The organism is Streptomyces sp. GDS52 (genome assembly GCF_052246875.1).
GTDB classification, from domain to species: Bacteria; Actinomycetota; Actinomycetes; order Streptomycetales; family Streptomycetaceae; genus Streptomyces; species Streptomyces cathayae.
The window spans coordinates 448,057-473,637 of the sequence record NZ_CM125966.1 but is presented as its reverse complement, the minus strand read 5'-3'; the positions used below and the strand labels follow the sequence as shown (position 1 = coordinate 473,637).

General features: G+C 72.6%; 22 protein-coding genes. 13 read left to right on the top strand and 9 right to left on the bottom strand.

From position 1 onward, the window contains the following. Positions 1–42 precede the first annotated feature (42 nt). The gene (locus ACTWJ9_RS02340) at positions 43–459 is read right to left on the bottom strand and encodes an SsgA family sporulation/cell division regulator (RefSeq protein ID WP_279332367.1); all 417 of its coding nucleotides are present in this window, start codon (positions 457–459) and stop codon (positions 43–45) included. A 234-nt stretch (positions 460–693) separates the two neighbouring features. Between ACTWJ9_RS02340 and ACTWJ9_RS02335 the strand changes: the two genes are divergently transcribed. Beyond that, positions 694–1,410, top strand: a complete 717-nt coding sequence (locus ACTWJ9_RS02335; protein ID WP_443295094.1) for an endonuclease V — start codon at positions 694–696, stop codon at positions 1,408–1,410. Here ACTWJ9_RS02335 and ACTWJ9_RS02330 read toward each other — a convergent pair. Both ACTWJ9_RS02330 and ACTWJ9_RS02325 read right to left on the bottom strand, forming a co-directional pair. Then, positions 1,407–1,622 carry a hypothetical protein gene (locus ACTWJ9_RS02330; protein ID WP_443295093.1) on the bottom strand — a complete coding sequence of 72 codons (216 nt, stop codon included), beginning with the start codon at positions 1,620–1,622 and terminating at the stop codon, positions 1,407–1,409. The genes ACTWJ9_RS02335 and ACTWJ9_RS02330 overlap by 4 nt on opposite strands. A 94-nt stretch (positions 1,623–1,716) precedes the next feature. Beyond that, complete coding sequence (locus ACTWJ9_RS02325) at positions 1,717–2,913, bottom strand: saccharopine dehydrogenase family protein (RefSeq protein ID WP_387039561.1); 1,197 nt, start codon at positions 2,911–2,913, stop codon at positions 1,717–1,719. 261 nt (positions 2,914–3,174) lie between these two features. Between ACTWJ9_RS02325 and ACTWJ9_RS02320 the strand changes: the two genes are divergently transcribed. The 3 genes from ACTWJ9_RS02320 to ACTWJ9_RS02310 are packed head-to-tail and all read left to right on the top strand — an operon-like array spanning position 3,175 to position 7,810. After that, a complete protein-coding gene (locus ACTWJ9_RS02320; protein WP_279332363.1) occupies positions 3,175–4,338 on the top strand; it encodes a CaiB/BaiF CoA transferase family protein in 1,164 nt (387 codons plus the stop codon). Positions 4,339–4,349: 11 nt separating this feature from the next. After that, positions 4,350–5,564, top strand: a complete 1,215-nt coding sequence (locus ACTWJ9_RS02315) for an acetyl-CoA C-acetyltransferase (RefSeq protein ID WP_443295092.1) — start codon at positions 4,350–4,352, stop codon at positions 5,562–5,564. Between the two features lie 38 nt (positions 5,565–5,602). Continuing rightward, positions 5,603–7,810 carry a 3-hydroxyacyl-CoA dehydrogenase NAD-binding domain-containing protein gene (locus tag ACTWJ9_RS02310; RefSeq protein WP_279332361.1) on the top strand — a complete coding sequence of 736 codons (2,208 nt, stop codon included), beginning with the start codon at positions 5,603–5,605 and terminating at the stop codon, positions 7,808–7,810. 244 nt (positions 7,811–8,054) lie between these two features. Here ACTWJ9_RS02310 and ACTWJ9_RS02305 read toward each other — a convergent pair whose 3' ends face one another. Continuing rightward, complete coding sequence (locus tag ACTWJ9_RS02305; protein ID WP_388705499.1) at positions 8,055–8,753, bottom strand: MerR family transcriptional regulator; 699 nt, start codon at positions 8,751–8,753, stop codon at positions 8,055–8,057. A gap of 180 nt (positions 8,754–8,933) precedes the next feature. Between ACTWJ9_RS02305 and ACTWJ9_RS02300 the strand changes: the two genes are divergently transcribed. The 3 genes from ACTWJ9_RS02300 to ACTWJ9_RS02290 all read left to right on the top strand — a co-directional run bounded on the left by ACTWJ9_RS02300 (position 8,934) and on the right by ACTWJ9_RS02290 (position 13,537). Then, positions 8,934–10,655 carry a BCCT family transporter gene (locus ACTWJ9_RS02300; protein ID WP_279332359.1) on the top strand — a complete coding sequence of 574 codons (1,722 nt, stop codon included), beginning with the start codon at positions 8,934–8,936 and terminating at the stop codon, positions 10,653–10,655. Between the two features lie 162 nt (positions 10,656–10,817). Further along, the gene (locus ACTWJ9_RS02295) at positions 10,818–11,870 is read left to right on the top strand and encodes an oxidoreductase (protein ID WP_387042725.1); all 1,053 of its coding nucleotides are present in this window, start codon (positions 10,818–10,820) and stop codon (positions 11,868–11,870) included. A 26-nt stretch (positions 11,871–11,896) separates the two neighbouring features. After that, positions 11,897–13,537 (top strand): ABC-F family ATP-binding cassette domain-containing protein, encoded by a 1,641-nt coding sequence (locus ACTWJ9_RS02290; RefSeq protein WP_279332356.1) that lies wholly within the window; start codon positions 11,897–11,899, stop codon positions 13,535–13,537. A gap of 55 nt (positions 13,538–13,592) precedes the next feature. Here ACTWJ9_RS02290 and ACTWJ9_RS02285 read toward each other — a convergent pair whose 3' ends face one another. From ACTWJ9_RS02285 to ACTWJ9_RS02275, 3 genes are all read right to left on the bottom strand, one after another. Beyond that, positions 13,593–15,992: a Tex family protein gene (locus ACTWJ9_RS02285; RefSeq protein WP_388705490.1), complete on the bottom strand. Its 2,400-nt coding sequence runs from the start codon at positions 15,990–15,992 to the stop codon at positions 13,593–13,595. Between the two features lie 105 nt (positions 15,993–16,097). After that, entirely contained in the window at positions 16,098–16,229 is a 132-nt protein-coding gene (locus ACTWJ9_RS02280; protein ID WP_279332354.1) for an LPFR motif small protein, read from the bottom strand. Between the two features lie 127 nt (positions 16,230–16,356). After that, complete coding sequence (locus tag ACTWJ9_RS02275; RefSeq protein ID WP_443295091.1) at positions 16,357–17,133, bottom strand: enoyl-CoA hydratase/isomerase family protein; 777 nt, start codon at positions 17,131–17,133, stop codon at positions 16,357–16,359. A 270-nt stretch (positions 17,134–17,403) separates the two neighbouring features. On the opposite strand from ACTWJ9_RS02275, the gene ACTWJ9_RS02270 reads away from it, so the two are divergent. Then, positions 17,404–17,907 (top strand): ATP-binding protein, encoded by a 504-nt coding sequence (locus ACTWJ9_RS02270; protein ID WP_279337844.1) that lies wholly within the window; start codon positions 17,404–17,406, stop codon positions 17,905–17,907. A gap of 29 nt (positions 17,908–17,936) precedes the next feature. On the opposite strand, the gene idi is transcribed toward ACTWJ9_RS02270, so the two are convergent. After that, the gene (gene idi / locus ACTWJ9_RS02265; RefSeq protein ID WP_279332352.1) at positions 17,937–18,530 is read right to left on the bottom strand and encodes an isopentenyl-diphosphate Delta-isomerase; all 594 of its coding nucleotides are present in this window, start codon (positions 18,528–18,530) and stop codon (positions 17,937–17,939) included. A gap of 307 nt (positions 18,531–18,837) precedes the next feature. Next, on the bottom strand, positions 18,838–19,776 hold the full coding sequence (locus tag ACTWJ9_RS02260; RefSeq protein ID WP_279332351.1) for a cation diffusion facilitator family transporter: 939 nt from the start codon (positions 19,774–19,776) through the stop codon (positions 18,838–18,840). A 513-nt stretch (positions 19,777–20,289) separates the two neighbouring features. Here ACTWJ9_RS02260 and ACTWJ9_RS02255 point away from each other — a divergent pair. Genes ACTWJ9_RS02255 through ACTWJ9_RS02235 form a run of 5 tightly spaced genes read left to right on the top strand, consistent with a single transcriptional unit; the run spans position 20,290 to position 25,573 of the window. Next, positions 20,290–22,128: a DUF5941 domain-containing protein gene (locus tag ACTWJ9_RS02255; protein WP_387039993.1), complete on the top strand. Its 1,839-nt coding sequence runs from the start codon at positions 20,290–20,292 to the stop codon at positions 22,126–22,128. Beyond that, entirely contained in the window at positions 22,125–22,877 is a 753-nt protein-coding gene (locus tag ACTWJ9_RS02250) for a phosphocholine cytidylyltransferase family protein (protein ID WP_279332349.1), read from the top strand. The genes ACTWJ9_RS02255 and ACTWJ9_RS02250 overlap by 4 nt, the downstream gene beginning before the upstream one ends. Next, a complete protein-coding gene (locus ACTWJ9_RS02245; protein WP_279332348.1) occupies positions 22,865–23,926 on the top strand; it encodes an iron-containing alcohol dehydrogenase family protein in 1,062 nt (353 codons plus the stop codon). Before ACTWJ9_RS02250 ends, ACTWJ9_RS02245 begins: the two co-directional genes overlap by 13 nt. Next, on the top strand, positions 23,904–24,683 hold the full coding sequence (locus tag ACTWJ9_RS02240; RefSeq protein ID WP_279332347.1) for a CDP-alcohol phosphatidyltransferase family protein: 780 nt from the start codon (positions 23,904–23,906) through the stop codon (positions 24,681–24,683). Before ACTWJ9_RS02245 ends, ACTWJ9_RS02240 begins: the two co-directional genes overlap by 23 nt. A 44-nt stretch (positions 24,684–24,727) precedes the next feature. Beyond that, a complete protein-coding gene (locus ACTWJ9_RS02235; protein ID WP_279337843.1) occupies positions 24,728–25,573 on the top strand; it encodes a glycosyltransferase family 2 protein in 846 nt (281 codons plus the stop codon). Positions 25,574–25,581 lie beyond the last annotated feature (8 nt).

The following is a 25,581-nucleotide window of genomic DNA, read 5'->3' as shown; positions in this document are numbered from 1 at the left end:
CACGGGCGCCCGCCGGGTGCCCGGCTCGCCCCACGCCGTGGCTCAGCAGGCATCGCGGATCAGTTCCGCGAGATCGTGGTCCAGGTCGAGTTGAAGGTGCTCCAGGCCGACCGGTACGAGTTCGCCGGCGGCCTCGAGGAATCTGCGGATCTCGCCCGAGCGGACATGGACGACGGCGGTTCCCTCGGGCGCGTGGAACTCCAGCACCGTCCGGTCGTAGCCGTACGGCCGCACCCGTACGTCGCCGTGGCCCTCGGGTTCGTGCAGCCCCGCGGTGAGCAGTTCGCGGGCGAAGGTCCAGCAGACCTCGACGCCCTCCAGGGTGGCGGGGGCCGGGAAGGTCATACGCACGGCGAACGGGTCGCTCCGGTCGTAGTGCAACGTGGCGGGAATGCTCGGCATCCGCGGCGCGGCGGCGACGAGCCGGGCTTCGACGGGCTGCTCGATGACGGTGGACAACGCCTTGCTCCCTCGTGACGGCTGAACGACGGCTGAACGGCTTCCGGGCGGATAGGGCGGCCTACTCAAAGAGACGACGGAATCAGCCAATCCGTGCCCACCAGAACAGAGTGACCTCTGTCACCGCCTCCATGCGTCCGAGTGGCCGAAGTCTCCCGGCGGGTGGTATGGACGGCCTGCGCGGGGCCCCGCCCCGCCGCGACAGGACCCCGGGCCCGTAGGCTCGTCGTCACCATGACGAGCGTACGCATCCCGGCGGACTGGCCCACGACCGAGGAGCAGGCCCGCGCGGTCCAGGACGGACTGCGCGGGCGGGTGGTGCTCGACGAGCCCGGCCCGCCGCCCGGAACGGGCCGGGTCACCGGGGTGGACGTGGCGTACGACGACGAGCGGGACCTCGTCGCGGCGGCGGCCGTGGTCCTGGACGCGGGCAGCCTGGAGGTCGTCGCCGAGGCCACGGCCGTCGGCCGGATCTCCTTCCCGTACGTTCCGGGTCTGCTGGCCTTCCGGGAGATCCCCGCCGTCCTGGCCGCCCTCGACGCCCTGCCGTGCCCGCCGGGACTGGTCGTCTGCGACGGCTACGGACTCGCCCACCCCCGCCGCTTCGGCCTCGCCAGTCACCTCGGGGTGCTCACCGGACTGCCGACGATCGGCGTCGCCAAGAACCCCTTCACCTTCACCTTCACGACCCCGGCGACCCCGCGCGGCAGCACGGCTCCGCTGCTCGCCGGGGCCGAGGAGGTCGGCCTGGCCCTGCGCACCCGGGACGCCGTCAAGCCGGTCTTCGTCTCGGTCGGCCACCGCGTGACCCTCGCCGACGCCCGCGCCCACACCCTCGCGCTGACCCCCGCGTACCGCCTCCCGGAGACCACCCGCAGAGCGGACGCCCTGTGCCGCCGGGCCCTGCGGGAGGCGGGGGAGGCGCGGGACGCGGGGGACACCGGCGCCTAGGCGGTTCCCCGCCGCTGGTCCTGCTCGCCCTGCTCGATGCGCCAGCGCCCCACCTCGCGGTACTCCGAGTCGTAGATCTCCGCTCCGTCCCCGGGCTTCATCGGGTAGTGGCGCAGGTTCCCGCCCCAGTACCGCAGGATCCGCCCCAGCTCACCCGCGGGATCCTCGGCCAACGCCTCGTCGTCCATGCTCACTTCGAGAAGAAATCGCATGCCCTCGATTGTTTCATTGAACTCCCCTTTGAGACTTGGGTGAACGGCGTGCCGGGCTTGCGGGAGGCGAGCGTCGAAAAGTCTCGACCCGGGCTCAGGAGGGGCGGGTCGCGGCGACGCGGAAGCGGATGCCCGCGGCCCGCAGCCGCTCGATCAGCGCATCGCCCATCGACACCGCGGTGGTGACCTGTCCCGAGGCCGGCGGGAGGTCGTCGAAGGCCAGGCAGAGCGCCGCCTCGGCGAGCATCTTCGCCGTCTCGTCGTAGCCGGGGTCGCCGCCCGCGACCTCCGTGAAGACCCGCCGTCCGCCGCCCTCGCCCACGAAACGGACGGTGAACCAGCTCCTGGCGCGCTTCTCGGGTCCCGGCCCGTCACCGGGTGCCAGCCGGTCGGACAGGCGGCGCCGCAGGGGCGGCAGCTGGGCCGCCGCGACCAGCGCGGCCACGGCCGCGACCCCGCCCACCGCGGACGGCAGGTGCCGGACGGCCGCGTAGTGCCGGTAGCGGAAGTCGGGCCCGTACCGGTCGAGCGCCTTCGCCGACCGGCGCACGATCCGCGCGTCGATGGTCGGCAGGGGCAGGGCCCAGGCGCCGACCTCGGGGGCGTGGCGCGGCCCGCCCGACGGCGTCGACACCCGGCGCCCCATCAGCCGCGGCTCGTGCCGCCGCCGGTCCCGGGCCGCCGCGCGGAGCTGCCGGGGCCGGGCGAACTGGCCCAGCGCCGAGGCGAAGGTCCCGCCCGAGAAGGCGGCGTCGGCGGTCACGAAACCGTCCACCGCCAGCGGCACCCCCTCCGGCAGCTGCCGCACGGTGAAATACGCGCCCAGGTCGTGCGGGACCGAGTCGAAGCCGCAGGCGTGCACCAGGCGCGCGCCGGTCTCCCGCGCGCGTGCGTCGTGGCGGACGTACATCAGGTCCACGAACTCCGGTTCACCGGTGAGGTCGAGGTAGTCGGTGCCGGTGTCCGCGCAGGCGGCGACGAGTCCCTCGCCGTAGGTCACGTAGGGGCCCACGGTCGTGGCCACCACGCGCGCGTGCTCGGCGAGCGTGCGCAACGAGGCCGGGTCGGACACGTCCGCCCGCAGCACCCCGATCCCCGGATCGCCGAAGGACCGTTCCAGCCGCTCCCGCAGGCGCTCCAGCTTCTCGGGGGAGCGGCCCGCGATCGCCCAGCGCAGACCGGAGGGCGCGTGGGCGGCGAGGTACTCGGCGGTGAGCGTCCCGACGAAGCCGGTGGCCCCGAAGAGCACGATGTCGTAGGGACGGTCACCCGTCCTGTTCAGCCCGTTCATGACACCCCTTGTCGTGGGCGCACCCCGCGATCGTGACGCCCCTGGCTCCGCGGTCGTGCCGCTGTCGGTGGCCGAGGCTAGCGTGAGGGTGCGGAACCCGACGACCGCGGTGCAAACGCCGGGCCGAGCGGGAGCGCGGCGCGGACCGCGCCGTAGAGTGACCGAAACGCTGGCCAAGCGCTTGCTCGGCCTCTTGTGCCGGATGGAACGTGTTCTTAGCATCACTGGTGTTACATCAGTTGTGTCACAGCTGGGGGTGCGATGACGAAGGTACCGGCACAGGGGCCGCTCACCGGCGTGCGCGTGGTCGAGCTGGCCGGGATCGGCCCCGGCCCGTTCGCCGCCATGCTCCTCGCCGACCTGGGCGCCGACGTCGTCCGCGTGGACCGCCCCCACGCCCCGGTGCTCGCGATCGAGGCCGCGTACGACGTCACCAACCGCAACAAGCGCTCCGTGGTCGTCGACCTGAAGGCCCCCGACGGAGCCGACCGCGTCCTCGACCTGGCCGAGCGTGCCGACGTCCTCCTCGAGGGCTACCGCCCCGGCGTCGCCGAGCGCCTCGGTGTCGGCCCCGGGGACTGCCACGCCCGCAACCCGCGCCTCGTCTACGGCCGCATGACCGGCTGGGGCCAGCAGGGCCCGCTCGCCGACCGCGCGGGGCACGACATCGCGTACATCGCCCGCACCGGCGCCCTCGGCATGATCGGCGGCCCCGACCGGCCACCGGCCGTCCCGGCCAACCTGCTCGGCGACTACGCGGGCGGCTCCCTCTACCTGGTCGTCGGCGTCCTCGCCGCGCTGCACCACGTGCGCGCGGGCGGCACCGGGCAGGTCGTGGACGCCGCCGTCGTGGACGGCACCGCCCACCTGTCCGCGATGATCCACGGCATGCTCGCCGCCGGCAGCTGGCAGGACCGGCGCGGCGGCAACCTCCTCGACGGCGGCTGCCCGTACTACGGCACCTACGAGACGGCCGACGGCGGAGCCATGGCGGTCGGCGCGCTGGAGCCGCAGTTCTACGCCGAGTTCCTGCGGCTCCTCGGCATCGAGGACCAGGCGGACGCCCACCGGGACGTCGCCAGGTGGCCCACGCTCCGCGAGCACGTCGCCGCCCGCTTCAAGGCCCGTACCCGCGACGAGTGGACCGCCGTCTTCGACGGCTCCGACGCGTGCGTGGCCCCCGTCCTGTCGCTGCGCGAGGCCCCGCACGACCCGCACCTCGCCGCCCGCGGCACCTTCACCGACCACGACGGCATCACCCAGCCCGCACCGGCCCCGCGGTTCTCCGCCACCCCCACCACCGTGCGCACCGGGCCCGCCCGGCCGGGCGCCGACACCGACGACGTGGCCCGCGACTGGGACGTCCCCCGACTGCTGTCCGCGCCCCGAGACCCTCAGCGATCCGCGCCCCGACCCCCTCAGTGAAAGGCCATCCCGTGAGCACCGAAGCGTACGTGTACGACGCGATCCGCACCCCGCGCGGTCGCGGCAAGGCCAGCGGTGCCCTGCACGGCACCAAGCCCGTCGACCTGGTCGTCGGCCTCATCCACGAGATCCGCGACCGCTTCCCCGACCTCGACCCGGCCGCCGTCGACGACATCGTGCTCGGCGTCGTGGGCCCCGTCGGCGACCAGGGCTCCGACATCGCCCGGATCGCCGCCATCGCCGCCGGACTGCCCGACACCGTCGCCGGCGTCCAGGAGAACCGCTTCTGCGCCTCCGGCCTCGAGGCCGTCAACCTGGCCGCCGCCAAGGTCCGTTCCGGCTGGGAGGACCTCGTGCTGGCCGGCGGCGTGGAGTCCATGTCCCGGGTGCCGATGGCCTCCGACGGCGGCGCCTGGTTCAACGACCCGATGACCAACCTCGCCACGAACTTCGTCCCGCAGGGCATCGGCGCCGACCTGATCGCCACCGTCGAGGGCTTCTCGCGCCGGGACGTCGACGAGTACGCGGCCCTCTCCCAGGAGCGGGCGGCCACCGCCTGGAAGGAGAACCGCTTCGCGCGGTCCGTGGTCCCGGTCAGGGACCGCAGCGGACTGGTCGTGCTGGACCACGACGAGCATCCACGCCCCGGCACCACCGCCGACTCCCTCGCCGGGCTCAAGCCGTCCTTCGCCGACATCGGTGAGCTGGGCGGCTTCGACGCGGTGGCGCTGCAGAAGTACCACTGGGTGGAGCGGATCGACCACGTCCACCACGCGGGCAACTCCTCCGGCATCGTGGACGGCGCCGCCCTGGTCGCCGTCGGCTCCAAGGAAATCGGGGAGCGGTACGGGCTGACCCCGCGCGCCCGGATCGTCTCCGCCGCGGTGTCCGGCTCCGAGCCCACCATCATGCTCACCGGCCCCGCCCCCGCCACCCGCAAGGCGCTGGCCAGGGCCGGGCTGACCATCGACGACATCGACCTCGTGGAGATCAACGAGGCGTTCGCGGCGGTGGTGCTGCGCTTCGTCAAGGACATGGGCCTGTCGCTGGAGAAGGTCAACGTCAACGGCGGCGCGATCGCGCTGGGCCACCCGCTGGGCGCCACCGGCGCGATGATCCTCGGCACCCTCGTCGACGAACTCGAACGCCGCGACCGGCGCTACGGCCTGGCCACGCTGTGCGTGGGCGGCGGGATGGGCATCGCCACCGTCGTCGAACGCCTCTGAACCCGGCGACCCACCCGCGACTTCTACGGAGACCCCTCATGACCGAGAGCACCACCATCCGCTGGGAACAGGACGACACCGGCGTCGTCACCCTCGTCCTCGACGATCCGAACCAGTCCGCGAACACCATGAACCAGGCGTTCCGCGACTCGCTCGCCGTGATCACCGACCGTCTGGAGGCGGAACTCCGGGCCGACCCGGACTCCGTCCGCGGCATCATCCTCACCTCCGCCAAGAAGACCTTCTTCGCGGGCGGCGACCTGCGCGACCTGATCCGGGTCACCCCCGACACGGCGCAGGACCTGTTCGACGGCGGTCTGGCGATCAAGCGGCAGCTGCGCCGCATCGAGACGCTCGGCAAGCCGGTCGTCGCGGCGATCAACGGCGCCGCCCTGGGCGGCGGTTACGAACTGGCCCTGGCCTGCCACCACCGCGTCGCCCTCGACGCCCCCGGCTCCAGGATCGGCCTGCCCGAGGTCACCCTCGGCCTGCTCCCCGGAGGCGGCGGCGTCGTCCGCACCGTCCGCCTGCTCGGCATCACCGACGCCCTGCTGAAGGTGCTGCTCCAGGGCACCCAGTACAGCCCGCGGCGCGCCCTGGAGAACGGCCTCGTCGACGAGGTGGCCGACACCCGCGAGGAGCTGCTGGCCAAGGCCCGCGCCTTCATCGACGCCCACCCCGAGTCCGCCCAGCCCTGGGACCGGCCCGGCCACCGCATCCCCGGCGGCACCCCGTCCCACCCCAAGTTCGCCGCCAACCTGCCCGCCTTCCCGGCCAACCTGCGCAAGCAGACCAACGGCGCCCCCTACCCGGCACCGCGCACCATCCTCGCCGCCGCCGTCGAGGGCGCCCAGGTCGACTTCGAGACCGCCCAGGTCATCGAGGCCCGCTACTTCGTCGAGCTGGCCGCCGGACAGACGTCGAAGAACATGATCCAGGCGTTCTTCTTCGACCTCCAGGCCGTCAACGCCGGAGCCAACCGCCCCCAGGGCGTCGAGCCCCGCCAGGTCCGCAGGGTCGCCGTGCTCGGCGCCGGGATGATGGGCGCCGGCATCGCCCACTCGTGCGCCCGCGCGGGGATCGACGTCGTCCTGAAGGACGTCTCCTTGGAGGCGGCCGTCAAGGGCAAGGGCTACTCCGAGAAGCTGTGCGCCAAGGCCGTCGCCAAGGGCCGGACGACCCAGGAGAAGGCCGACGCGCTGCTCGCGCGGATCACGCCCACCGCCGAGGCGCAGGACCTGGCCGGCTGCGACGCGGTCATCGAGGCCGTCTTCGAGGACACCGCCCTCAAGCACAAGGTGTTCCAGGAGATCCAGAACGTCGTCGCCCCCGACGCGCTCCTGTGCTCCAACACCTCCACCCTGCCCATCACCGCCCTCGCCGAAGGCGTCGAACGCCAGGACGACTTCATCGGGCTGCACTTCTTCTCGCCCGTCGACAAGATGCCGCTCGTCGAGATCATCAAGGGCGAGCGGACGGGGGACGAGGCGCTCGCCCGCGCCTTCGACCTGGTCCGGCAGATCAAGAAGACGCCGATCGTCGTCAACGACTCGCGCGGCTTCTTCACCTCCCGCGTCATCGGGCAGTTCATCAACGAGGGCATCGCCATGGTCGGCGAGGGCGTCGAGCCCGCCTCCGTCGAACAGGCGGCCGCCCAGGCGGGCTACCCCGCCAAGGTGCTGTCCCTGGTGGACGAGCTGAACCTCACCCTGCTGCGCAAGATCCGGACCGAGTCCAGGCGGGCCGTCGAGGAGGCCGGCGGCACCTGGACCGGGCACCCCGCCGACGCCGTCGTCGACCGCATGGTCGACGAGTACGACCGCCCCGGCCGCGCCGCCGGCGCCGGCTTCTACACGTACCGGGAGGACGGCGGGCGCGACGTCCTGTGGCCCGGCCTGCGGGAGCACTTCACCGAGCCCGGCCACGAGATCCCGTTCCGGGACATGCAGGAGCGGATGTTGTTCTCCGAGGCGCTGGACACGGTCCGGCTGCTGGAGGAGGGCGTGCTGACCTCGGTCGCCGACGCCAACATCGGCTCCGTCCTCGGCATCGGCTTCCCCGGCTGGACCGGCGGCGTCCTGCAGTACATCAACGGCTACGAGGGGGGAGCCGGGGAAGAGACGGGCCTGCCCGGGTTCGTGGCACGCGCACGTGAACTCGCCGAGCGCTACGGCGAGCGCTTCGCGCCGCCGGCGCTGCTGGTGGCCAAGGCGGAGCAGGGAGAGCGGTTCACGGACGCCGACTGAGACGCCCGAGGAGCCCCGGCGGGAGGCCGGGAACGCGGCCCCGTCCCCCGGCCTCCCGGCCCGTCCCCCCGCTCCCGGCCTCCCGGCTCGTCTCCCCGCTCCCGGTCTCCCGGCTCGTCTCCCGCTCCCGGCTCGGCTCGGTCTCCTGGCTCGGTCTCCCGGCCCGGCCTCCCGGCCGTGTTCTGGCCCGCCCCGTCCCCCGCCCGTCCTCCGGCCCGTCACCTCGTCCGGCCCGCCTCCCCGTTCACTCCCCGCCGTCGAGCCACTCCCGCAGCTCCTCGCGCAGCGACCGCTGGAACGACGTCAGCAGCGCCTGCACCACGAGCGGATGCATATGGGCGGACAGCGACTTCACGTCCCGCGTGTCCCGCTCCGCCACCGCGTCCCGCAGCAGACGCGACAGGTCCTGGGCGGCCGCGCGCGCATGCCCGGTGAGCGCCGCGCGGGCGGCGAGGATCGTCTCGTGCGCCAGCGGTACGTCCAGCAGCTCGAGGCCGAGCCGCAGCAGACCCGCGTCGACCCGGAAGCCCTCGCCGTCCCGCTCGACGACGTCCAGCGCGGCCAGCCGCCGCAGGTCCTCCTCGTCCAGCGCCCGCCCCGCGCGCCGCTCCAGTTCCTCACGCGACACGCTCTCCACCGTGTCGGGCGCCCAGGAGGCCACCACCGCACGCTGGATCGCCAGCTCCCGCACGCTCAGATCCGCCGGCAACCGCCCCAGATACCGTTCGATGGCCGCCAGCGTCATGCCCTGCCGCTGCAACTCCTCGATCAGCGCCAGCCGGGCCAGGTGCGCCGGCCCGTAATGACCGACGCGACGCGGCCCGATCGCCGGGGGCGGCAGCAGCCCTCTGCTGCCGTAGAACCGGACCGTCCGCACCGTGACCTTGGCCTTCGCCGCCAGCTCGTCGATCGTGAGGGCCGGTTCCTCGATGTCGGTCGTCATGTGCAGCAGTATCACTGTCCCATCATCCGTGCGACACCTCGGCCACCCCGCCCGCCGGTCACGATCGGGTTGTCGATCGACAGGACGACGACCGCCGGGAGGTGAATTTCACGCCATACGTGGTAGGGGCTTGTCTGGGGGGTGAGCCTCCGCCCATCGGCTCGAGGAAAGGTGCCGCCTGTGACGCAGGACCAACCCGGCGACAAGGACCGTACGGCAGGCCCGGAGCCGGTTTCGGGAACGAAACTCACCAAACGTGAGAGCCCTCGCACCGACCGGGTGGTGTTCGGTGTCACGGCCGTGCTCACCGTCGCGTTCGTCGTGTGGGGCGCCACGGCGACCGAATCGCTCGAGAAGGTCTCGAGCCGCGCGCTCACCGGTCTGATGCACAACGGCGGCTGGGCGTTCATGCTGGCCGCCTCCGGCTTCGTCGTCTTCGCCCTCTGGCTCGCGATCAGCCGCTACGGAAAGATCCACCTCGGCGCCGAGGGCGAGGAACCGGAGTTCCGCACGGTCTCGTGGGTCGCGATGATGTTCAGCGCGGGCATGGGTATCGGCCTGATGTTCTACGGCGTCAGTGAGCCCCTGGCGCACTACATCACCGCGCCGCCGGGCACCAGCCCGGCCGACTCGGGCGAGCGCATGGAACTGGCCATGGCGACCACGCTCTTCCACTGGACCCTGCACCCGTGGGGGATCTACGCCGTGGTCGGCCTGGGCATCGCCTACAGCACCTTCCGCAGGCGGCGCCGGCAGACCATCAGCGCGGTCTTCACCCCGCTCATCGGGGCGAAGCACGCCAACGGCGCCCCCGGCCGCGTCATCGACATCCTCGCGATCGTGGCGACCATCTTCGGCTCGGCGGCCTCCCTGGGCCTCGGCGCGCTGCAGATCGGCTCCGGCATGCAGGAACTGAACTGGATGGACAAGGTCAGCACGGGGCTGCTGGTCGGCATCATCGCGGTGCTCACGGTCGCGTTCATCGCCTCCGCCGTGTCGGGCGTGGAGCGGGGCATCCAGTGGCTGTCCAACACCAACATGGTGCTGGCACTGGTGCTCGCCGTGTTCGTGTTCGTGGCCGGCCCGACGATCCTCGTCCTCGACCTGCTGCCCACCTCCGTCTTCGGCTACCTGGGCGAGCTGCCCCAGCTGGCCGGCCGTACGGAGATCAGCGCCGGCGAGGGGGTGGCGGAATGGCTGGGCAGCTGGACCGTCTTCTACTGGGCCTGGTGGATCTCCTGGACGCCGTTCGTCGGTATGTTCATCGCCCGCATCAGCCGGGGCCGTACGATCCGTCAGTTCATCGGCGGGGTCATCCTCGTCCCCAGCACGGTCAGCCTGGTCTGGTTCGCGGTCTTCGGCGGTACCGCGATGCGGCTCCAGGAGCAGGGCCGGCTCGGTGCGGCGTCGACCCCGGAGGGCCGGCTGTTCGCGGTGCTCCAGGAGTACCCCATCGCCACGGCCTCGAGTCTGCTGGTGATGATCCTCGTCGGCATCTTCTTCGTCTCGGGCGCGGACGCGGCCTCGGTCGTCATGGGTTCCCTCTCCCAGCACGGGACGCTGGAACCGGGCCGCCTGGTGGTGGTGTTCTGGGGCGTGGTCACCGGCGCCGTCGCCGCGATCATGCTGCTGGTGGGCAGCGGCCAGGGCGACGCGCTGACCGGCCTGCAGAACCTCACGATCCTCGCGGCGGCCCCGTTCGTCCTCGTGATGATCGTGATGTGCGTGGCGCTCATGCGCGATCTGCGCCGCGACCCGCTCATCGTGCGGGGCGAGATGGCCTCCGAGGCCGTCGACATGGCCGTCATCGCGGGTCACGCGAAGTACGACGGCGAATTCGAACTCCGTATCGGCCCCGGCCCGGGGCCGGACGTGGAGGGAGACCCGATCGGCAGGCAATGACCGCCGACGCCGCTTCGGCCGCCCCCGGCGGCGGTGGACGGGCCGGCCACCCCCGTGGAAGCGGGGTGGCCGGCCCGTCCACCGCCCGGCCCGCCCCGTGCGGCCTTGACGGAATATGTCATGCCGTACCCGTCACCGCCCCACTGCGGCAATACTCACAGCATGTCTGCCGAGTACGCGACCTTCGGCCTGACACCGGCGATCCGCGCCGGTGGAATCCTCTCCGGCGGTGACCACCAGGTCCACCGGGACTTCGTCGACTTCGTCGTCGACGGACGCCCGCTGCTGTTCCGCCTCTGCGACCTCGACGCCGTCTCCCCGCTCGCCTCCGACGTGCCGCCCGCCATCTTCACCGCCCAGGTCCGCAGCCTGCTGCTGGAGACCGAGGCCCCGCTGCCGTTCGGCCGGTACATCGTCTACGGCTGCCCCGACTGCGAGGACCTCGCCTGCGGCGCGGTGACCGCGGCCATCGAACGGGACGGCGAGGACTACATCTGGCGGGACTTCGCCTGGCAGACCGAGGAGCACGCCGACCTGGAACGCAACGGCTACCACGGCCTGGGCCCGTTCCGCTTCCGCGGCACCGACTACCGCACGGCCCTCGCCGCCCTGCTGGACGGCGCCGGCGGCACCCGCCGCCGTGTCCTGCTGATCGGAGCCCGCGTCGCCCTGCTCGCCAGGCTCGCCGCGGCCCTGCGCACCATCGGGGTCGGCGCCGACATCGCCCAGGACGCCGACGGCGTCCCCGCCGACGAACTGCGCGGCTACAGCGCCGTGGTCTTCGGCCGGTCGGCCGGCGCCGCCCAGCGGGACGCCGTACGCCGCGCGTTCGCCACCGCCGGCGTCCACGTGCCCTGCGTCGACGGCCTCGCCCCGGTCGTCCCCCTCCTCGTCGCCCAGACCGAACACGCCCTGGACCGCAGCCCGCCCGAGCAGCGCCGCCTCACCGCTCTGAGCGCCCCGCTCTCCGCGGCCGGTGCCGTGGCGGAGATCGAGGTCACCTCGTCCTGCCGGGTACGGCTCACCGCGTACCGCGTCGACCGCCTCTCCCGCACCCACACCCACGAACTCTTCGACGGTGTCCTGGAACCGGGACGCCACCGCATCCCCCTGGACGTGAAGACGGTGAGAGGGGAGTCCTACCTGGTGGCCCGCACCGCCGGGGCGGTACGGACGACGCCCGTGCGCCGGCCGGACCGGCACACCGGCGGATGAACCCGAGGGCTAGGATCGGCGGTCTGATGACTGCCACCCTCGTCGCCAAGAACCTCTCCGCCGGCCATGGCGACCGCTCCCTGTTCAGCGGCCTCGACCTCGTCGTCGCCCCCGGCGACGTGATCGGCCTGGTCGGCGCCAACGGCGCCGGCAAGTCCACCCTGCTGCGCCTGCTCGCCGGCCTCAGCGCGCCGGAGCGGGGAGAGCTGCGGCTCTCCCCGCCCACGGCGACCGTCGGACACCTCCCGCAGGAGCCGGAGCGCCGGCCCGGCGAGACCGTCGGTGAGTTCCTGGCCCGGCGTACCGGTGTCGCCGAGGCCCAGCGGACCATGGACGAGACGACCCAGGCCCTGGTCGACGGGGCGCCCGGCGCCGACGACGCGTACGCCGACGCCCTGGAGCGGTGGCTGGGCCTGGGCGGCGCCGACCTCGAGGAGCGCGCCGAGGAGGTCACCGCCTCCCTCGGCCTGACCGTCGGCCCCGACCACCTCATGACCGCCCTGTCCGGCGGTCAGGCGGCCCGGGTCGGCCTCGCCTCGCTCCTCCTGTCCCGCTACGACGTCTTCCTGCTCGACGAACCGACCAACGACCTCGACCTGGACGGTCTGGAGCGCCTCGAACGCTTCGTGAGCGGGCTGCGCGCCGGGACGGTCGTGGTCAGCCACGACCGCGAGTTCCTCACCCGCACCGTCACCAAGGTCCTCGAGCTCGACCTCGCCCAGCGGCAGATCAACCTCTACGGCGGCGGCTACGCGGCCTACCTGGAGGAACGGGAGATGGCCCGCCGGCACGCCCGGGACGAGTACGAGGAGTACGCCGACAAGAGGTCCGCGCTCCAGGACCGCGCCCAGATGCAGCGGTCCTGGATGGACAAGGGCGTGAAGAACGCGCGTCGCAAGGCGGGCGGCGACAACGACAAGATCGGCCGCAAGTTCCGCAGCGAGGCGAGCGAGAAACAGGCCGCCAAGGCCCGCCAGACCCAGCGCATGATCGAGCGCCTGGACGTGGTCGAGGAGCCGCGCAAGGAGTGGGAGCTGCGCATGGAGATCGCGGCGGCCCCGCGCTCCGGCGCGGTGGTGGCGACGCTGCGGGACGCCGAGGTGCGCCGCGGCGACTTCGTGCTCGGGCCGGTCTCGCTGCAGGTCGACTGGGCGGACCGGGTGGCCGTCACGGGCGCGAACGGCGCCGGCAAGTCCACCCTGCTGGCCGCCCTGCTGGGCCGTGTCCCGCTCGACGCCGGGCACGCCGTCCTCGGCTCGGGCGTCCTGCTCGGCGAGGTCGACCAGGCCCGCGCCCTGTTCCACGGCACCGACACCCTGCTCGACGCCTTCCGCGCCGGGGTGCCGGAGACCGAACCGGCCGAGATCCGCACCCTGCTGGCCAAGTTCGGCCTCAAGGCGGACCAGGTGATGCGGCCGGCCGTCACCCTCTCCCCGGGGGAACGCACCCGCGCCGCCCTCGCCCTCCTCCAGGGCCGGGGCGTCAACCTCCTCGTCCTCGACGAGCCGACCAACCACCTCGACCTGCCCGCCATCGAGCAGCTGGAGTCGGCCCTGGACTCCTACGAGGGCACCCTCCTGCTCGTCACCCACGACCGGCGCATGCTCGACGCGGTGCACGTCACCCGCCGCCTGGAAGTGGCCGACGGCAAGGTGACGGAGTACTGACCGGGCCCGGCCGCTCACCCCGCGGGGTGAGCGGCCGGGCCCGGGCAACAGCGGGTCAGCGCCTGCCGTTCTTGGGGTCGACCAGGCCCGCACGGCGCAGGGCGTCGGCCATCGCGCTGTTCGCCGGCGCGGGCGCCTGACGCGCGACGGTGCCTCCGCGACCGCCGCCACCGCCGCGGCTCTGCCCCTGCTTCTGACCCTGCCCCTGGCGCTGCTGGGGCGGGCGTCCCCCGCCGCGCTGCCGGCGCCCGCCGGAGGCGTCCCCCGGCTCCGTGGCCTCGTCGTCCAGCCGCAGCGTCAGCGAGATCCGCTTGCGCGGGATGTCGACGTCGAGGACCTTCACCTTGACGATGTCGCCCGGTTTCGCCACGTCCCGCGGGTCCTTGACGAACGTCTTCGACATGGCGGAGACATGGACCAGGCCGTCCTGGTGGACGCCGACGTCGACGAACGCGCCGAAGGCCGCCACGTTCGTCACCACGCCCTCCAGGATCATCCCGGACGACAGGTCGGAGATCTTCTCCACGCCCTCCTTGAAGACGGCGGTCCTGAAGGCCGGCCGCGGGTCGCGTCCGGGCTTCTCCAGTTCCCGCAGGATGTCCCCGACGGTCGGCAGACCGAACGTCTCGTCCACGAAGTCCTCCGGCCGCAGCGAGCGCAGCACGGCGGTGTTGCCGACCAGCGAGGCGACCTCCTGACCGGAGCTCTTCACCATGCGCCGCACGACCGGGTAGGCCTCCGGGTGCACGCTGGAGGCGTCCAGCGGGTCGTCGCCGCCGCGGATCCTGAGGAAGCCAGCGCACTGCTCGAACGCCTTGGGGCCGAGCCGCGGCACCTTCTTCAGCTCGCGGCGGGACCCGAACGGCCCGTTGCCGTCCCGGTGGGCCACGATGTTCTCGGCGAGCCCGGACGTGATGCCGGAGACCCGGGCGAGCAGCGGCGCCGACGCCGTGTTGACGTCCACGCCCACGCCGTTCACACAGTCCTCCACCACCGCGTCCAGCGAACGCGACAGCTTCACCTCGGACAGGTCGTGCTGGTACTGACCGACACCGATCGACTTCGGGTCGATCTTCACCAGCTCGGCCAGCGGGTCCTGGAGCCGCCGCGCGATCGACACCGCGCCGCGCAGCGACACGTCCATGTCCGGCAGCTCCTGCGAGGCGAACGCGGACGCCGAGTACACGGAGGCGCCCGCCTCGGACACCATGACCTTCGTCAGCTTCAGCTCGGGGTGCCGGGTGATGAGGTCGCCGGCGAGCTTGTCGGTCTCCCGGGACGCGGTGCCGTTGCCGATCGCGATCAGCTCGACCGCGTGCTCCTCGGCCAGCCGGGCCAGCTTGGCGATCGCCTCGTCCCACCGGTTCGCCGGGACGTGCGGGTGGATCACGTCGGTGGCGACCACCTTGCCGGTCGCGTCCACCACGGCGACCTTCACACCCGTACGGAACCCGGGGTCGAGCCCGAGCGTCGCACGGGTGCCGGCCGGGGCGGCGAGCAGCAGGTCCCGCAGATTGGCCGCGAACACCCGCACCGCCTCGTCCTCGGCCGCCGTACGCAGCCTCAGCCGCAGGTCGATGCCGAGATGCACCAGAATGCGCGTACGCCAGGCCCAGCGGACCGTGTCGAGCAGCCACTTGTCCCCGGGACGGCCCCGGTCGCCGATCCCGAACCGGTGGGCCACCATGCCCTCGTACGAGGACGGGCCGTCCGTCGCCTCCTCCGGCTCGAGGACGAGGTCGAGGACCTCCTCCTTCTCCCCGCGCAGCATCGCCAGGATCCGGTGCGAGGGCAGCTCGGTGAACGGCTCGGCGAAGTCGAAGTAGTCGGCGAACTTGGCGCCCGCCTCCTCCTTGCCGTCGCGCACCTTGGCGGTGAGCCGCCCGCGCACCCACATGCGCTCCCGCAGCTCGCCGATCAGGTCGGCGTCCTCCGAGAACCGCTCGGTGAGGACGGCCCGCGCCCCGTCCAGGGCGGCCTGCGGGTCGGCGACGCCCTTGTCCGCGTCCACGAACGCGGCGGCCGCGGCGAGGGGCTCGACGCCCGGATCACCGAGCAGCCCGTCCGCCAGCGGTTCCAGCCCCGCCTCACGCGCGATCTGCGCCTTGGTACGCCGCTTGGGCTTGTACGGCAGATAGACGTCCTCCAGGCGCGCCTTGGTCTCCGCGCCCCGGATCCGCTCCTCGAGCTCCTCGGTGAGCTTGCCCTGCTCACGCACCGATTCCAGGATCGCCGTGCGACGCTCCTCGAGCTCCCGCAGATAGCGCAGCCGCTCCTCGAGCGTGCGCAGCTGCGCATCGTCGAGCATCTCGGTCGCTTCCTTGCGGTAGCGGGCGATGAAGGGCACCGTCGAACCGCCGTCGAGCAGCTCCACGGCGGCTCTGACCTGTCGCTCCTGTACGCCGAGCTCCCCGGCGATCCTGCCTTCGATGGACCCTGTGGGGGGTGTCGTCACGATCCCGTACCGCCTTCTTCGCTGAGGTTGCGCGGCAATTGTGGCAGGTGGCGCCGACAATCGGGGATCAGGGCGGTGACTCGCCGGGACGTGGCGCGCGCCGGGTCAGGCGCGCCGGCCGTGCCCGGCGGACGAGGCACCGCCGAAGAGCCGGGCCAGAGCCCGGAACGGCAGCGTCACGACGGTGGCGACGGCGCCGCCGATCTGGCGCAGGACATCCGCGATGGCACGGAACACGTGTTTCCCCTTTCATCCCCGACCGTCTTCGGCCGGAACGGACCGTGTGGACCTCCGTGTACCTCGTCAACGCCTCGACATGCACGCTGTATACGCGCTGTACGCGTACCGCGTGCGCGCCGTGCCGCTACGACTGCCCCGCGGTGTCCTGCCGTCGGTCCGAAAGGCTCCAGGTGAACCGGGGCGGCCTGCGGTCCAGGAACGCGGCGACCCCCTCCGCGGTGTCGCCGTTCCCGTGCGCCCGCTCGTTCCAGTGGTCGTCGCGGTCGGTGCGCCCGTTCGCGAACTCCTTCGCCGCGGCCTGCGTCAACTGCGAACGGGATGCCAGGATTCGGGTGAACTCCGCGACCCGCCGGTCCAGTTCGCCCTCGGGCAGCACCTCGTCGACCAGTCCGGCGCGCAGAGCCCGCCCGGTGTCGATCAATTCACCCGAGAACAGCAGGTACTTGGCGGTGGACGGACCCACCAGCGACACCAGCCGCCGGGTGGAGGAGGCCGGGTAGACGATACCGAGCCGGGCCGGTGTCACCCCGAACACCGCTCCCTCCTGGGCGAACCGCAGGTCGCAGGCCGCCGCCAGCTGCGCCCCGCCGCCGACGCAGTGACCCCGGATCGCCGCCAGCGTCGGCTTGGGGAAGGAGGCGAGCGCCTCCTCGGCCGCCACGGCGAGCCGCTGCGCCTCCCGCGGCGACCCCCGGAGCGTGGAGATGTCCGCCCCGGCGCAGAACGTCCCGCCCTCGCCGGTGAGCACCAGTGCGCGTACCGCGGGGTCACCCGCCAGCGTGTCGAGCAGCGGCGGCAGCGCGCGCCACATCGCGGTCGTCATGGCGTTGCGCTTCGCCGGGTGGCGGATGACGACCGTGGCGACCGCGTCGATGACGCCGTGCAGCAACCGGGGCTCCATGGGGCCGGATGCTATCCGTCCCGGTCGGGGCGCCGACCGGGGGGGAGCGCCCACGACGAGGGAGAGCGCGAAGGTGAAGCCATACAACCCGAAGAGTTCGTCGAGGCGACACCGGGCGGGCAGAAACGATCCCGCGATGGACGGTGACAAACGTCGGCGGTCGGAAACGCTCGATATCCGCTGACTTCTGTTCAGTGCTCCGGGGGGACGCGGATCGTTACCAACACTCGACGTGTGGTGACAATCGAGTGCGAGGGTGGCGACCTGACGATGGACGACCAGGGGAGCGGCCCCGGCCCACGCCCGGAGGACGGGGAGAGACCCGTCGAGGCGGGCACCGCGGCACCGCTTCCGTACGAGGGTGTCTGGCGCTTCACCGCGTCCGCCGTGGACGCCTCGGTCCCGCAGGCGCGCCACGCCGTACGGGACCTGCTGCTGCGCCAGGGGGTGCCGGTCGCCGACGACGTGGTCCAGGGGCTGCTGCTGATCGTCTCGGAACTGGTCACCAACGCCGTACGGCACGCGGCGCTGCTCTCCCCGACGCTCGCCGTCGAGGTGGCCGTCGGTGCCGAGTGGGTCCGGGTGTCCGTGGAGGACAACCACCCCTACCGCCCGACCGCCCTGGAGACCGACCACGGCCGCACCGGCGGCCGCGGGCTGCTCCTGGTGCGCGAGATCACCCACGAGGCGGGCGGTCTGTGCGACGTCGAGCACACCGCGAGCGGCGGCAAGGTGGTCTGGGCCGCCCTGCCGCTCAAACCCGTGCGGCTCTGAAACCGGTCACCGGCGGGTGACCGGCACGGTCACCAGCCCGCCGACGGCCCCGTCAGCTCCCGGATCGCCGGGCGGGCGGCGTCCAGGACGGTCATGAACCACACCGAGAAGGTGTCCTCGGCGTGCCGCCGGGCCAGCTCGTCCGGGGTCACGAACGCCGTCGACGCCACCTCCTCCGGGTCCACCCGCAGCGGTGCCTGCACCATGCCGACGAACAGATGGTTGTACTCCTGCTCCACCAGGCCCGAAGCCGGGTCCGGGTGGTTGTAGCGGACCGTGCCGGCCTCGGCGAGCAGGGACGGGGACAGGCCCAGCTCCTCGAAGGTCCGCCGGGCCGCCGCCGCGAACGGCGCCTCACCGGGGTAGGGGTGACCGCAGCAGGTGTTGGACCACACACCGGGGGAGTGGTACTTGCCCAGCGCCCGCTGCTGGATCAGCAGCCGCCCGTGCTCGTCGAACAGGAACACCGAGAACGCCCGGTGCAGCTGTCCCGGGGGCTGGTGGGCCGCCAGCTTCTCCGAGGTGCCGATCGTCACGCCCTCGTCGTCGACCAGCTCCAGCAAGATCGCCTCGGCGGTACCGCTCGACGGACTGTGCGTCGCGTTGGCAGGTGTGATCGGCATACCCATCCTTCACTCGGTCTTCGCGCCCCAGTCTGCCGCACGGATCCGGCACTCCCGACACTCCCCGGCCCGCCCGCATGTCCCGAGGACGGCGCGACCGGCCGGTGGCGCCGCCCGGACACCGGGAGGGGGCTCGGTGAGCGATCGTGCCCGGGCCGGCCGCCGGAGAACCGTCCGAGGCGGCACGGTAGGAGGGGAGGGCGCCGGAACGGGGGGCGAAAGGATGCGTTCCCCCGGCGCACGGCCCCCGGCCCCACGCCCCGGGCACGCCGGTGGCGCCGCCCCGGCTCGACGTCGAACCTCAGGCTCAGTGGCAGAGCCGCGCCTCGTGCTCCGCGTGGCCGCGCGGCTCCAGCTGGAAGGTGCAGTGCTCCACGTCGAAGTGGTCGCCCAGACAGCTCTGGAGCTCGTGCAGCATCTTCTCGTGCCCGAGGGCGTCGAGGACCTCGGGGCGGACCACCACATGGGCGGAGAGCACCGGCATGCCCGAGGTGATCGTCCAGGCGTGCAGGTCGTGGACGTCCTCGACGCCGTCCGTGGCCAGGATGTGCGCGCGGACCTGGGCCATGTCCACGTCCTTGGGCGCCGCCTCCAGCAGGACGTCCAGTGTCTCGCGCAGCAGCTTGAAACTGCGGGGCACGATCATCAGGGCGATCAGGAGGGAGGCGATCGGGTCGGCGGCCGCCCAGCCGGTGGCCATGACGACCAGAGCGGACACGATCACCGCGAGCGAGCCGAGCGCGTCGGCGGCCACCTCCAGGAACGCCCCCCGCACGTTCAGGCTCTCCTTCTGCCCGCGCATCAGCAGCGCCAGCGACACCATGTTGGCGACGAGGCCGATCGCGCCGAACACCAGGGTCAGCCCGCCCTCGGTCTCGGCCGGCGAGACGAACCGCTGGACCGCCTCGAACAGCACATAGCCGCCCACCCCGAGCAGCAGCAGGCAGTTCGCCAGGGCGGCGAGGATCTCCGCACGGGCGTATCCGAAGGTGCGGCGCTCGCTCGGCGGACGGTTCGCGAAATGGATCGCCAGCAGGGCCATGCCGAGCCCCAGGGCGTCGGTCGCCATGTGAGCGGCGTCGGCGACGAGAGCCAGCGAGCCGGACAGCACACCGCCGACGATCTCGACGACCATGACACCGAGCGTGATCGTCAGCGCCACCCGCAGCCTGCCGCGGTACGCCGCACTCGCGGTACCGCCGGCGGGCGCTCCGTGCGCGTGCCCGTGATCGTGCCCAGCCCCCATGGAGACCGTCCCTTCGTCGCTCGTCCAGATCACAGTGAACTACGGGTGGGGGGTATGGGGCAACGCGGCACTGAACACCGTTGTCATGTGCTCTGACCTGCGGAAACCGATCGCAGGTCAGAAGTGGTCAGAAGCGCTTCGGGCCTCGTGGCGCGGCCGTCCTCCGTGACGAGATCCACACCGGGACCGTCGGACACGGGTGCCGGCGGAGAAGCGGACGAAGCCGCTCCGGGCCGTGCCCGACGACCCGCTTCCGGCCCGTAACGCCCCGTATTCGACTCAATGCCCCTTCTGGGGGTGCGGTTTGTGACTCGGCCCCGCCATCCCTGATGATGATCGCGGCAGGGACGCCAGGGGAACCACGCCGATCCAACCGTCGAACACGCGGTGAACACGGGTCCGAGGACATCCGATAGCCTCAGCCGACATGCCGCCCGGAGGGACGCAGCGGGCGCCCTCAATCATGTACACGACCGGCGTGGACGCGCCGACGCTCCAGGGAGTGAGATTCGGTTGTCGACCGCCATCCTCACCGGACAGCCGGTGCCGGGTTCGTCACTCGAGACGGACCTGCGCTCCCTCGGCTTCGACGTGCGGATCGCGGCCGACACCGCCGAGGCCGAGACCCTGCTCGCCGAGGTGCCCGCGGACCGGCGGGTCGCCGTCGTCGACGCCCGGTTCGTGGGCCATGAGCACGCGCTGCGCCTCGGTCTCACCGACCCGCGCTTCCCGCTCGCCGCGATCCCCGGCGCCGTCACCGCCCAGCAGGCCGGCCGCCAGGCCCTGACCCGCGCGATGGCCCGCGAGAGCTCCGCCGCCGGCGAGGGCCCGGCCGGCGGCACCACCCTCACCGGCAGTCTCGCCGACCGCGTCGCCGCAGCCCTCGAAGCCGACAGCGCCGACGGTGCCGACGTGTACCGCCCCGACCTGGGCAGCCTCGTCGCCACCGTCCCCGACGACCCGCAGACCCGCAACGAGGCCAGGCAGGCCGTCGCCGCGGTCGACGACGAGGCCGTCCGCCTGAAGTCGGCGGTCAAGGCCCGCGACGGCTTCTTCACCACCTACTGCGTCAGCCCGTACTCCCGCTACCTCGCCCGCTGGTGCGCCCGCCGCGGGCTGACCCCCAACCAGGTCACCACCGCCTCGCTGCTCACCGCGCTCATAGCGGCGGGCTGCGCCGCCACCGGAACCCGCGGCGGCTTCGTCGCCGCCGGCGTCCTGCTGCTGGCCTCCTTCGTACTGGACTGCACCGACGGCCAGCTCGCCCGCTACTCCCTGCAGTACTCCACCCTCGGCGCCTGGCTCGACGCCACCTTCGACCGGGCCAAGGAGTACGCCTACTACGCGGGCCTCGCCCTCGGCGCGGCCCGCGGTGGTGACGACGTGTGGGCCCTCGCCCTCGGCGCGATGGTCCTGCAGACCTGCCGGCACGTCGTGGACTTCTCCTTCAACGAGGCGAACACGGGGGACCCCGCCCCCACCGGTCCCACCGCCGCCCTCTCCCACCGCCTGGACAGCGTCGGCTGGACGGTCTGGGTCCGCCGCATGATCGTCCTGCCGATCGGCGAGCGCTGGGCGATGCTCGCCGTCCTCACCGCCCTCACGACCCCCCGCATCACCTTCTACGCCCTGCTGATCGGCTGCGCCTTCGCGGCGACGTACACCACGGCGGGCCGCGTCCTGCGCTCGCGGACCCGCACGGGCCGCCGCACCGAGCGCGCGACGCGGGCCCTCGCCGACCTCGCCGACACCGGGCCGCTCGCCGAGCGCCTGGCGGCCGTGCTCAGCAACACCGCACAGCGCCTGCCCGGCTTCACCGCCCCCGCCGTCGCCCTGCTCGGCGGCGCCGCCGTCGTCACCACGGCCGCGCTGACCGACTTCGGCGGACCGTGGACCGCCCTCGCGGCCCTGCTCTACGTCCCGGCCTCCGCCCTGGCCGTCGCCCGCCCCCTGGGCGGCGCCCTCGACTGGCTGGTCCCCCCCTTCTTCCGCGCCGCCGAGTACGGCACGGTGCTGGCGCTCGCGGCCCACGCGGGGGTGAACGGAGCGCTACCCGCTGCCTACGGACTGGTGGCCGCTGTCGCCTACCATCACTACGACACGGTCTACCGCATCCGCGGCGACGCGGGCGCGCCCCCGCCCTGGCTGGTGCGGGCGATCGGAGGGCACGAAGGCCGCACACTGACGGTCGCCGTACTGGCGGCCCTGCTCACCGCCTCGCAGTTCACGGTCGCACTCACGGCACTCGCCGTGGCCGTGGCCCTGCTGGTGCTCGTCGAGAGCATCCGCTTCTGGGTGGCCGCCCACCGGGGTGGCGCGCCCGCCGTACACGATGAAGGAGAACCCGCATGATCGGCCTCGTGCTGGCGGCCGGCGCCGGACGGCGTCTGCGTCCCTACACCGACACTCTGCCCAAGGCGCTGGTGCCGGTGGGGCCCGAGGGCGTGGAGGGCGAACCGACGGTCCTGGACCTGACCCTCGGCAACTTCGCCGAGATCGGCCTCACCGAGGTGGCCGTCATCGTCGGCTACCGCAAGGAGGCCGTGTACGAGCGCAAGGCGGCCCTGGAGCAGAAGTACGGGCTCAAGCTCACCCTCATCGACAACGACAAGGCCGAGGAGTGGAACAACGCCTACTCCCTGTGGTGCGGCCGTGACGCCCTCAAGGACGGGGTGATCCTCGCCAACGGCGACACCGTGCACCCCGTCTCCGTCGAGAAGACGCTGCTCGCCGCCCGCGGCGACGGCAAGAAGATCATCCTCGCCCTGGACACGGTGAAGTCGCTGGCCGACGAGGAGATGAAGGTCGTCGCCGACCCCGACAAGGGAATGACGCGGATCACCAAGCTGATGGACCCCGCCGAGGCGACCGGCGAGTACATCGGCGTCACCCTCATAGAGGGGGACGCCGCCCCCGAGCTCGCCGACGCGCTGAGGACCGTGTGGGAGGCCGACCCGCAGCAGTTCTACGAGCACGGCTACCAGGAGCTCGTGAACCGCGGCTTCCGGATCGACGTGGCACCGATCGGCGACGTCGAGTGGGTGGAGATCGACAACCACGACGACCTCGCCCGCGGCAGGGAGATCACATGCCAGTCCTGACCCGGCTGATCCCCTCCCCGCTCGTCGTCGACATCCGCCCCGGCGCCCTCGAGAGCCTGGGCGGTGTCCTCGCCGACGAGCGCATCTCGAACTCCGGACGCCTCGCCGTCGCCGTCAGCGGCGGCTCCGGCACCGGACTGCGCGAGCGGCTCGCCCCGTCGCTGCCCGGCGCCACCTGGTACGAGGTCGGCGGCGGCACCCTGGACGACGCGGTCCGGCTGGCCGGTGCCATGAAGGCCGGCCGCTACGACGCGGTCGTCGGACTCGGCGGCGGCAAGATCATCGACTGCGCCAAGTTCGCCGCGGCACGCGTCGGCCTCCCCCTGGTCGCCGTACCGACGAACCTCGCGCACGACGGTCTCTGCTCGCCCGTCGCCACCCTCGACAACGACGCGGGACGCGGCTCCTACGGGGTGCCCAACCCGATCGCCATCGTCATCGACCTGGACATCATCCGGGACGCCCCGGTGCGTTACGTACGTGCCGGGATCGGCGACGCCGTCTCCAACGTCTCCGCCGTCGCGGACTGGGAACTGGCGTGCCGGGTCAAGGGCGAGCGGATCGACGGACTCGCCGCGGCCATGGCCCGGCAGGCCGGCGAGTCCGTGCTGCGCCACCCCGGAGGCATCGGCGACAACGACTTCCTCCAGGTGCTCGCCGAGGCGCTGGTCCTCAGCGGCATCGCCATGTCGGTGTCCGGTGACTCACGGCCGTCCTCCGGGGCCTGCCACGAGATCAACCACGCCTTCGACCTGCTCTTCCCCAAGCGGGCCGCCGCCCACGGGGAGCAGTGCGGACTGGGCGCGGCCTTCGCGATGTACCTGCGCGGTGCGCACGAGGAGTCGGTGCACATGGCCGGGGTGCTGCGCCGGCACGGGCTGCCGGTGCTGCCCCAGGAGATCGGCTTCACGACGGAGGAGTTCGTCCGGGCCGTCGAATTCGCCCCGGAGACCCGGCCCGGCCGCTACACGATCCTCGAACATCTCGACCTGAAGACCGAACAGATCAAGGATGTCTACGCCGACTATGTCAAGGCCATCGGTAGCTGAACTCCGCCCGGTCGTACACCCCGCGGGGGTGAAGGACCGGCGCAGCGGTGAGCACTGGATGGGACGCCTCTACATGCGTGAGGTGTCCCTGCGGGTGGACCGCTACCTGGTGAACACCAGGGTCACGCCCAACCAGCTCACGTACCTGATGACCGTCTTCGGTGTCCTCGCGGCCCCGGCCCTGCTGGTGCCGGGGATCACGGGGGCCGTCCTCGGTGTGGTCATGGTCCAGATGTACCTGCTGCTGGACTGCGTCGACGGCGAGGTCGCCCGCTGGAAGCAGCAGTTCTCGCTCAGCGGGGTCTACCTGGACCGGGTCGGCGCCTACCTGTGCGACGCCGCCGTCCTGGTCGGACTGGGCCTGCGGGCGGCCGACCTGTGGGGCACCGGGCGCATCGACTGGCTCTGGGCCTTCCTCGGCACGCTGGCCGCCCTCGGCGCGATCCTGGTCAAGGCCGAGACCGACCTGGTCGGCGTGGCCCGCCACCAGGGCGGGCTGCCGCCGGTCAAGGAGGCCGCCTCCGAGCCGCGCTCCTCGGGCATGGCGCTGGCCCGCCGGGCCGCCGGGGCCCTGAAGTTCCACCGGCTGATCCTCGGCATCGAGGCGTCCCTGCTGATCCTGGTCCTCGCGATCGCGGACGCGGTCCAAGGCGACCTCTTCTTCACCCGGCTCGGCACCGCCGTCCTGGCCGGGATCGCCCTGCTGCAGACCGTTCTGCACCTGGTGTCCATCCTCGCCTCCAGCAGGCTGAGGTGAGAGCGGTGGACTCCTCCCTCACGGTCGGCGCGGTGATCATCACCATGGGCAACCGCCCCGACGAACTGCGCGCCCTGCTGGACTCCGTCGCCAAGCAGGAGGGCGGCCCGGTCCAGGTGGTCGTGGTGGGCAACGGCTCGCCCGTCCCCGAGGTCCCCGAGGGCGTGCGCACCGTCGAGCTGCCGGAGAACCTCGGCATCCCCGGCGGCCGCAACGTCGGCATCGAGGCCTTCGGACCGAACGGCCAGGACGTCGACATCCTGCTGTTCCTCGACGACGACGGTCTCCTGCCCGGCCACGACACCGCCGAGCTGTGCCGGGAGGCGTTCACGGCCGACCCGGAGCTCGGCATCATCAGCTTCCGCATCGCCGACCCGGACACCGGGGCCACCCAGCGCCGCCACGTGCCCCGGCTGCGCGCCGCCGACCCGATGCGCTCCTCCCGGGTGACGACCTTCCTCGGCGGTGCCAACGCCGTACGCACCCGGGTCTTCGCCGACGTCGGTGGGCTGCCCGACGAATTCTTCTACGCCCATGAGGAAACCGACCTGGCCTGGCGGGCCCTCGACGCCGGCTGGATGATCGACTACCGGTCCGACATGGTGCTGCACCACCCGACCACCGCCCCCTCGCGGCACGCGGTCTACCACCGCATGGTCGCCCGCAACCGGGTCTGGCTGGCCCGCCGGAACCTCCCCGCGCCCCTGGTCCCCGTCTATCTGGGCGTCTGGATGCTGCTCACGCTGGTGCGCAGGCCCTCCCGCCCGGCCCTGAAGGCCTGGTTCGGCGGCTTCCGGGAGGGCTGGGCCACCCCCTGCGGGCCCCGCCGGCCCATGAGGTGGCGTACGGTGTGGCGGCTGACCCGGCTGGGCCGGCCCCCTGTCATCTGACAAGCTCG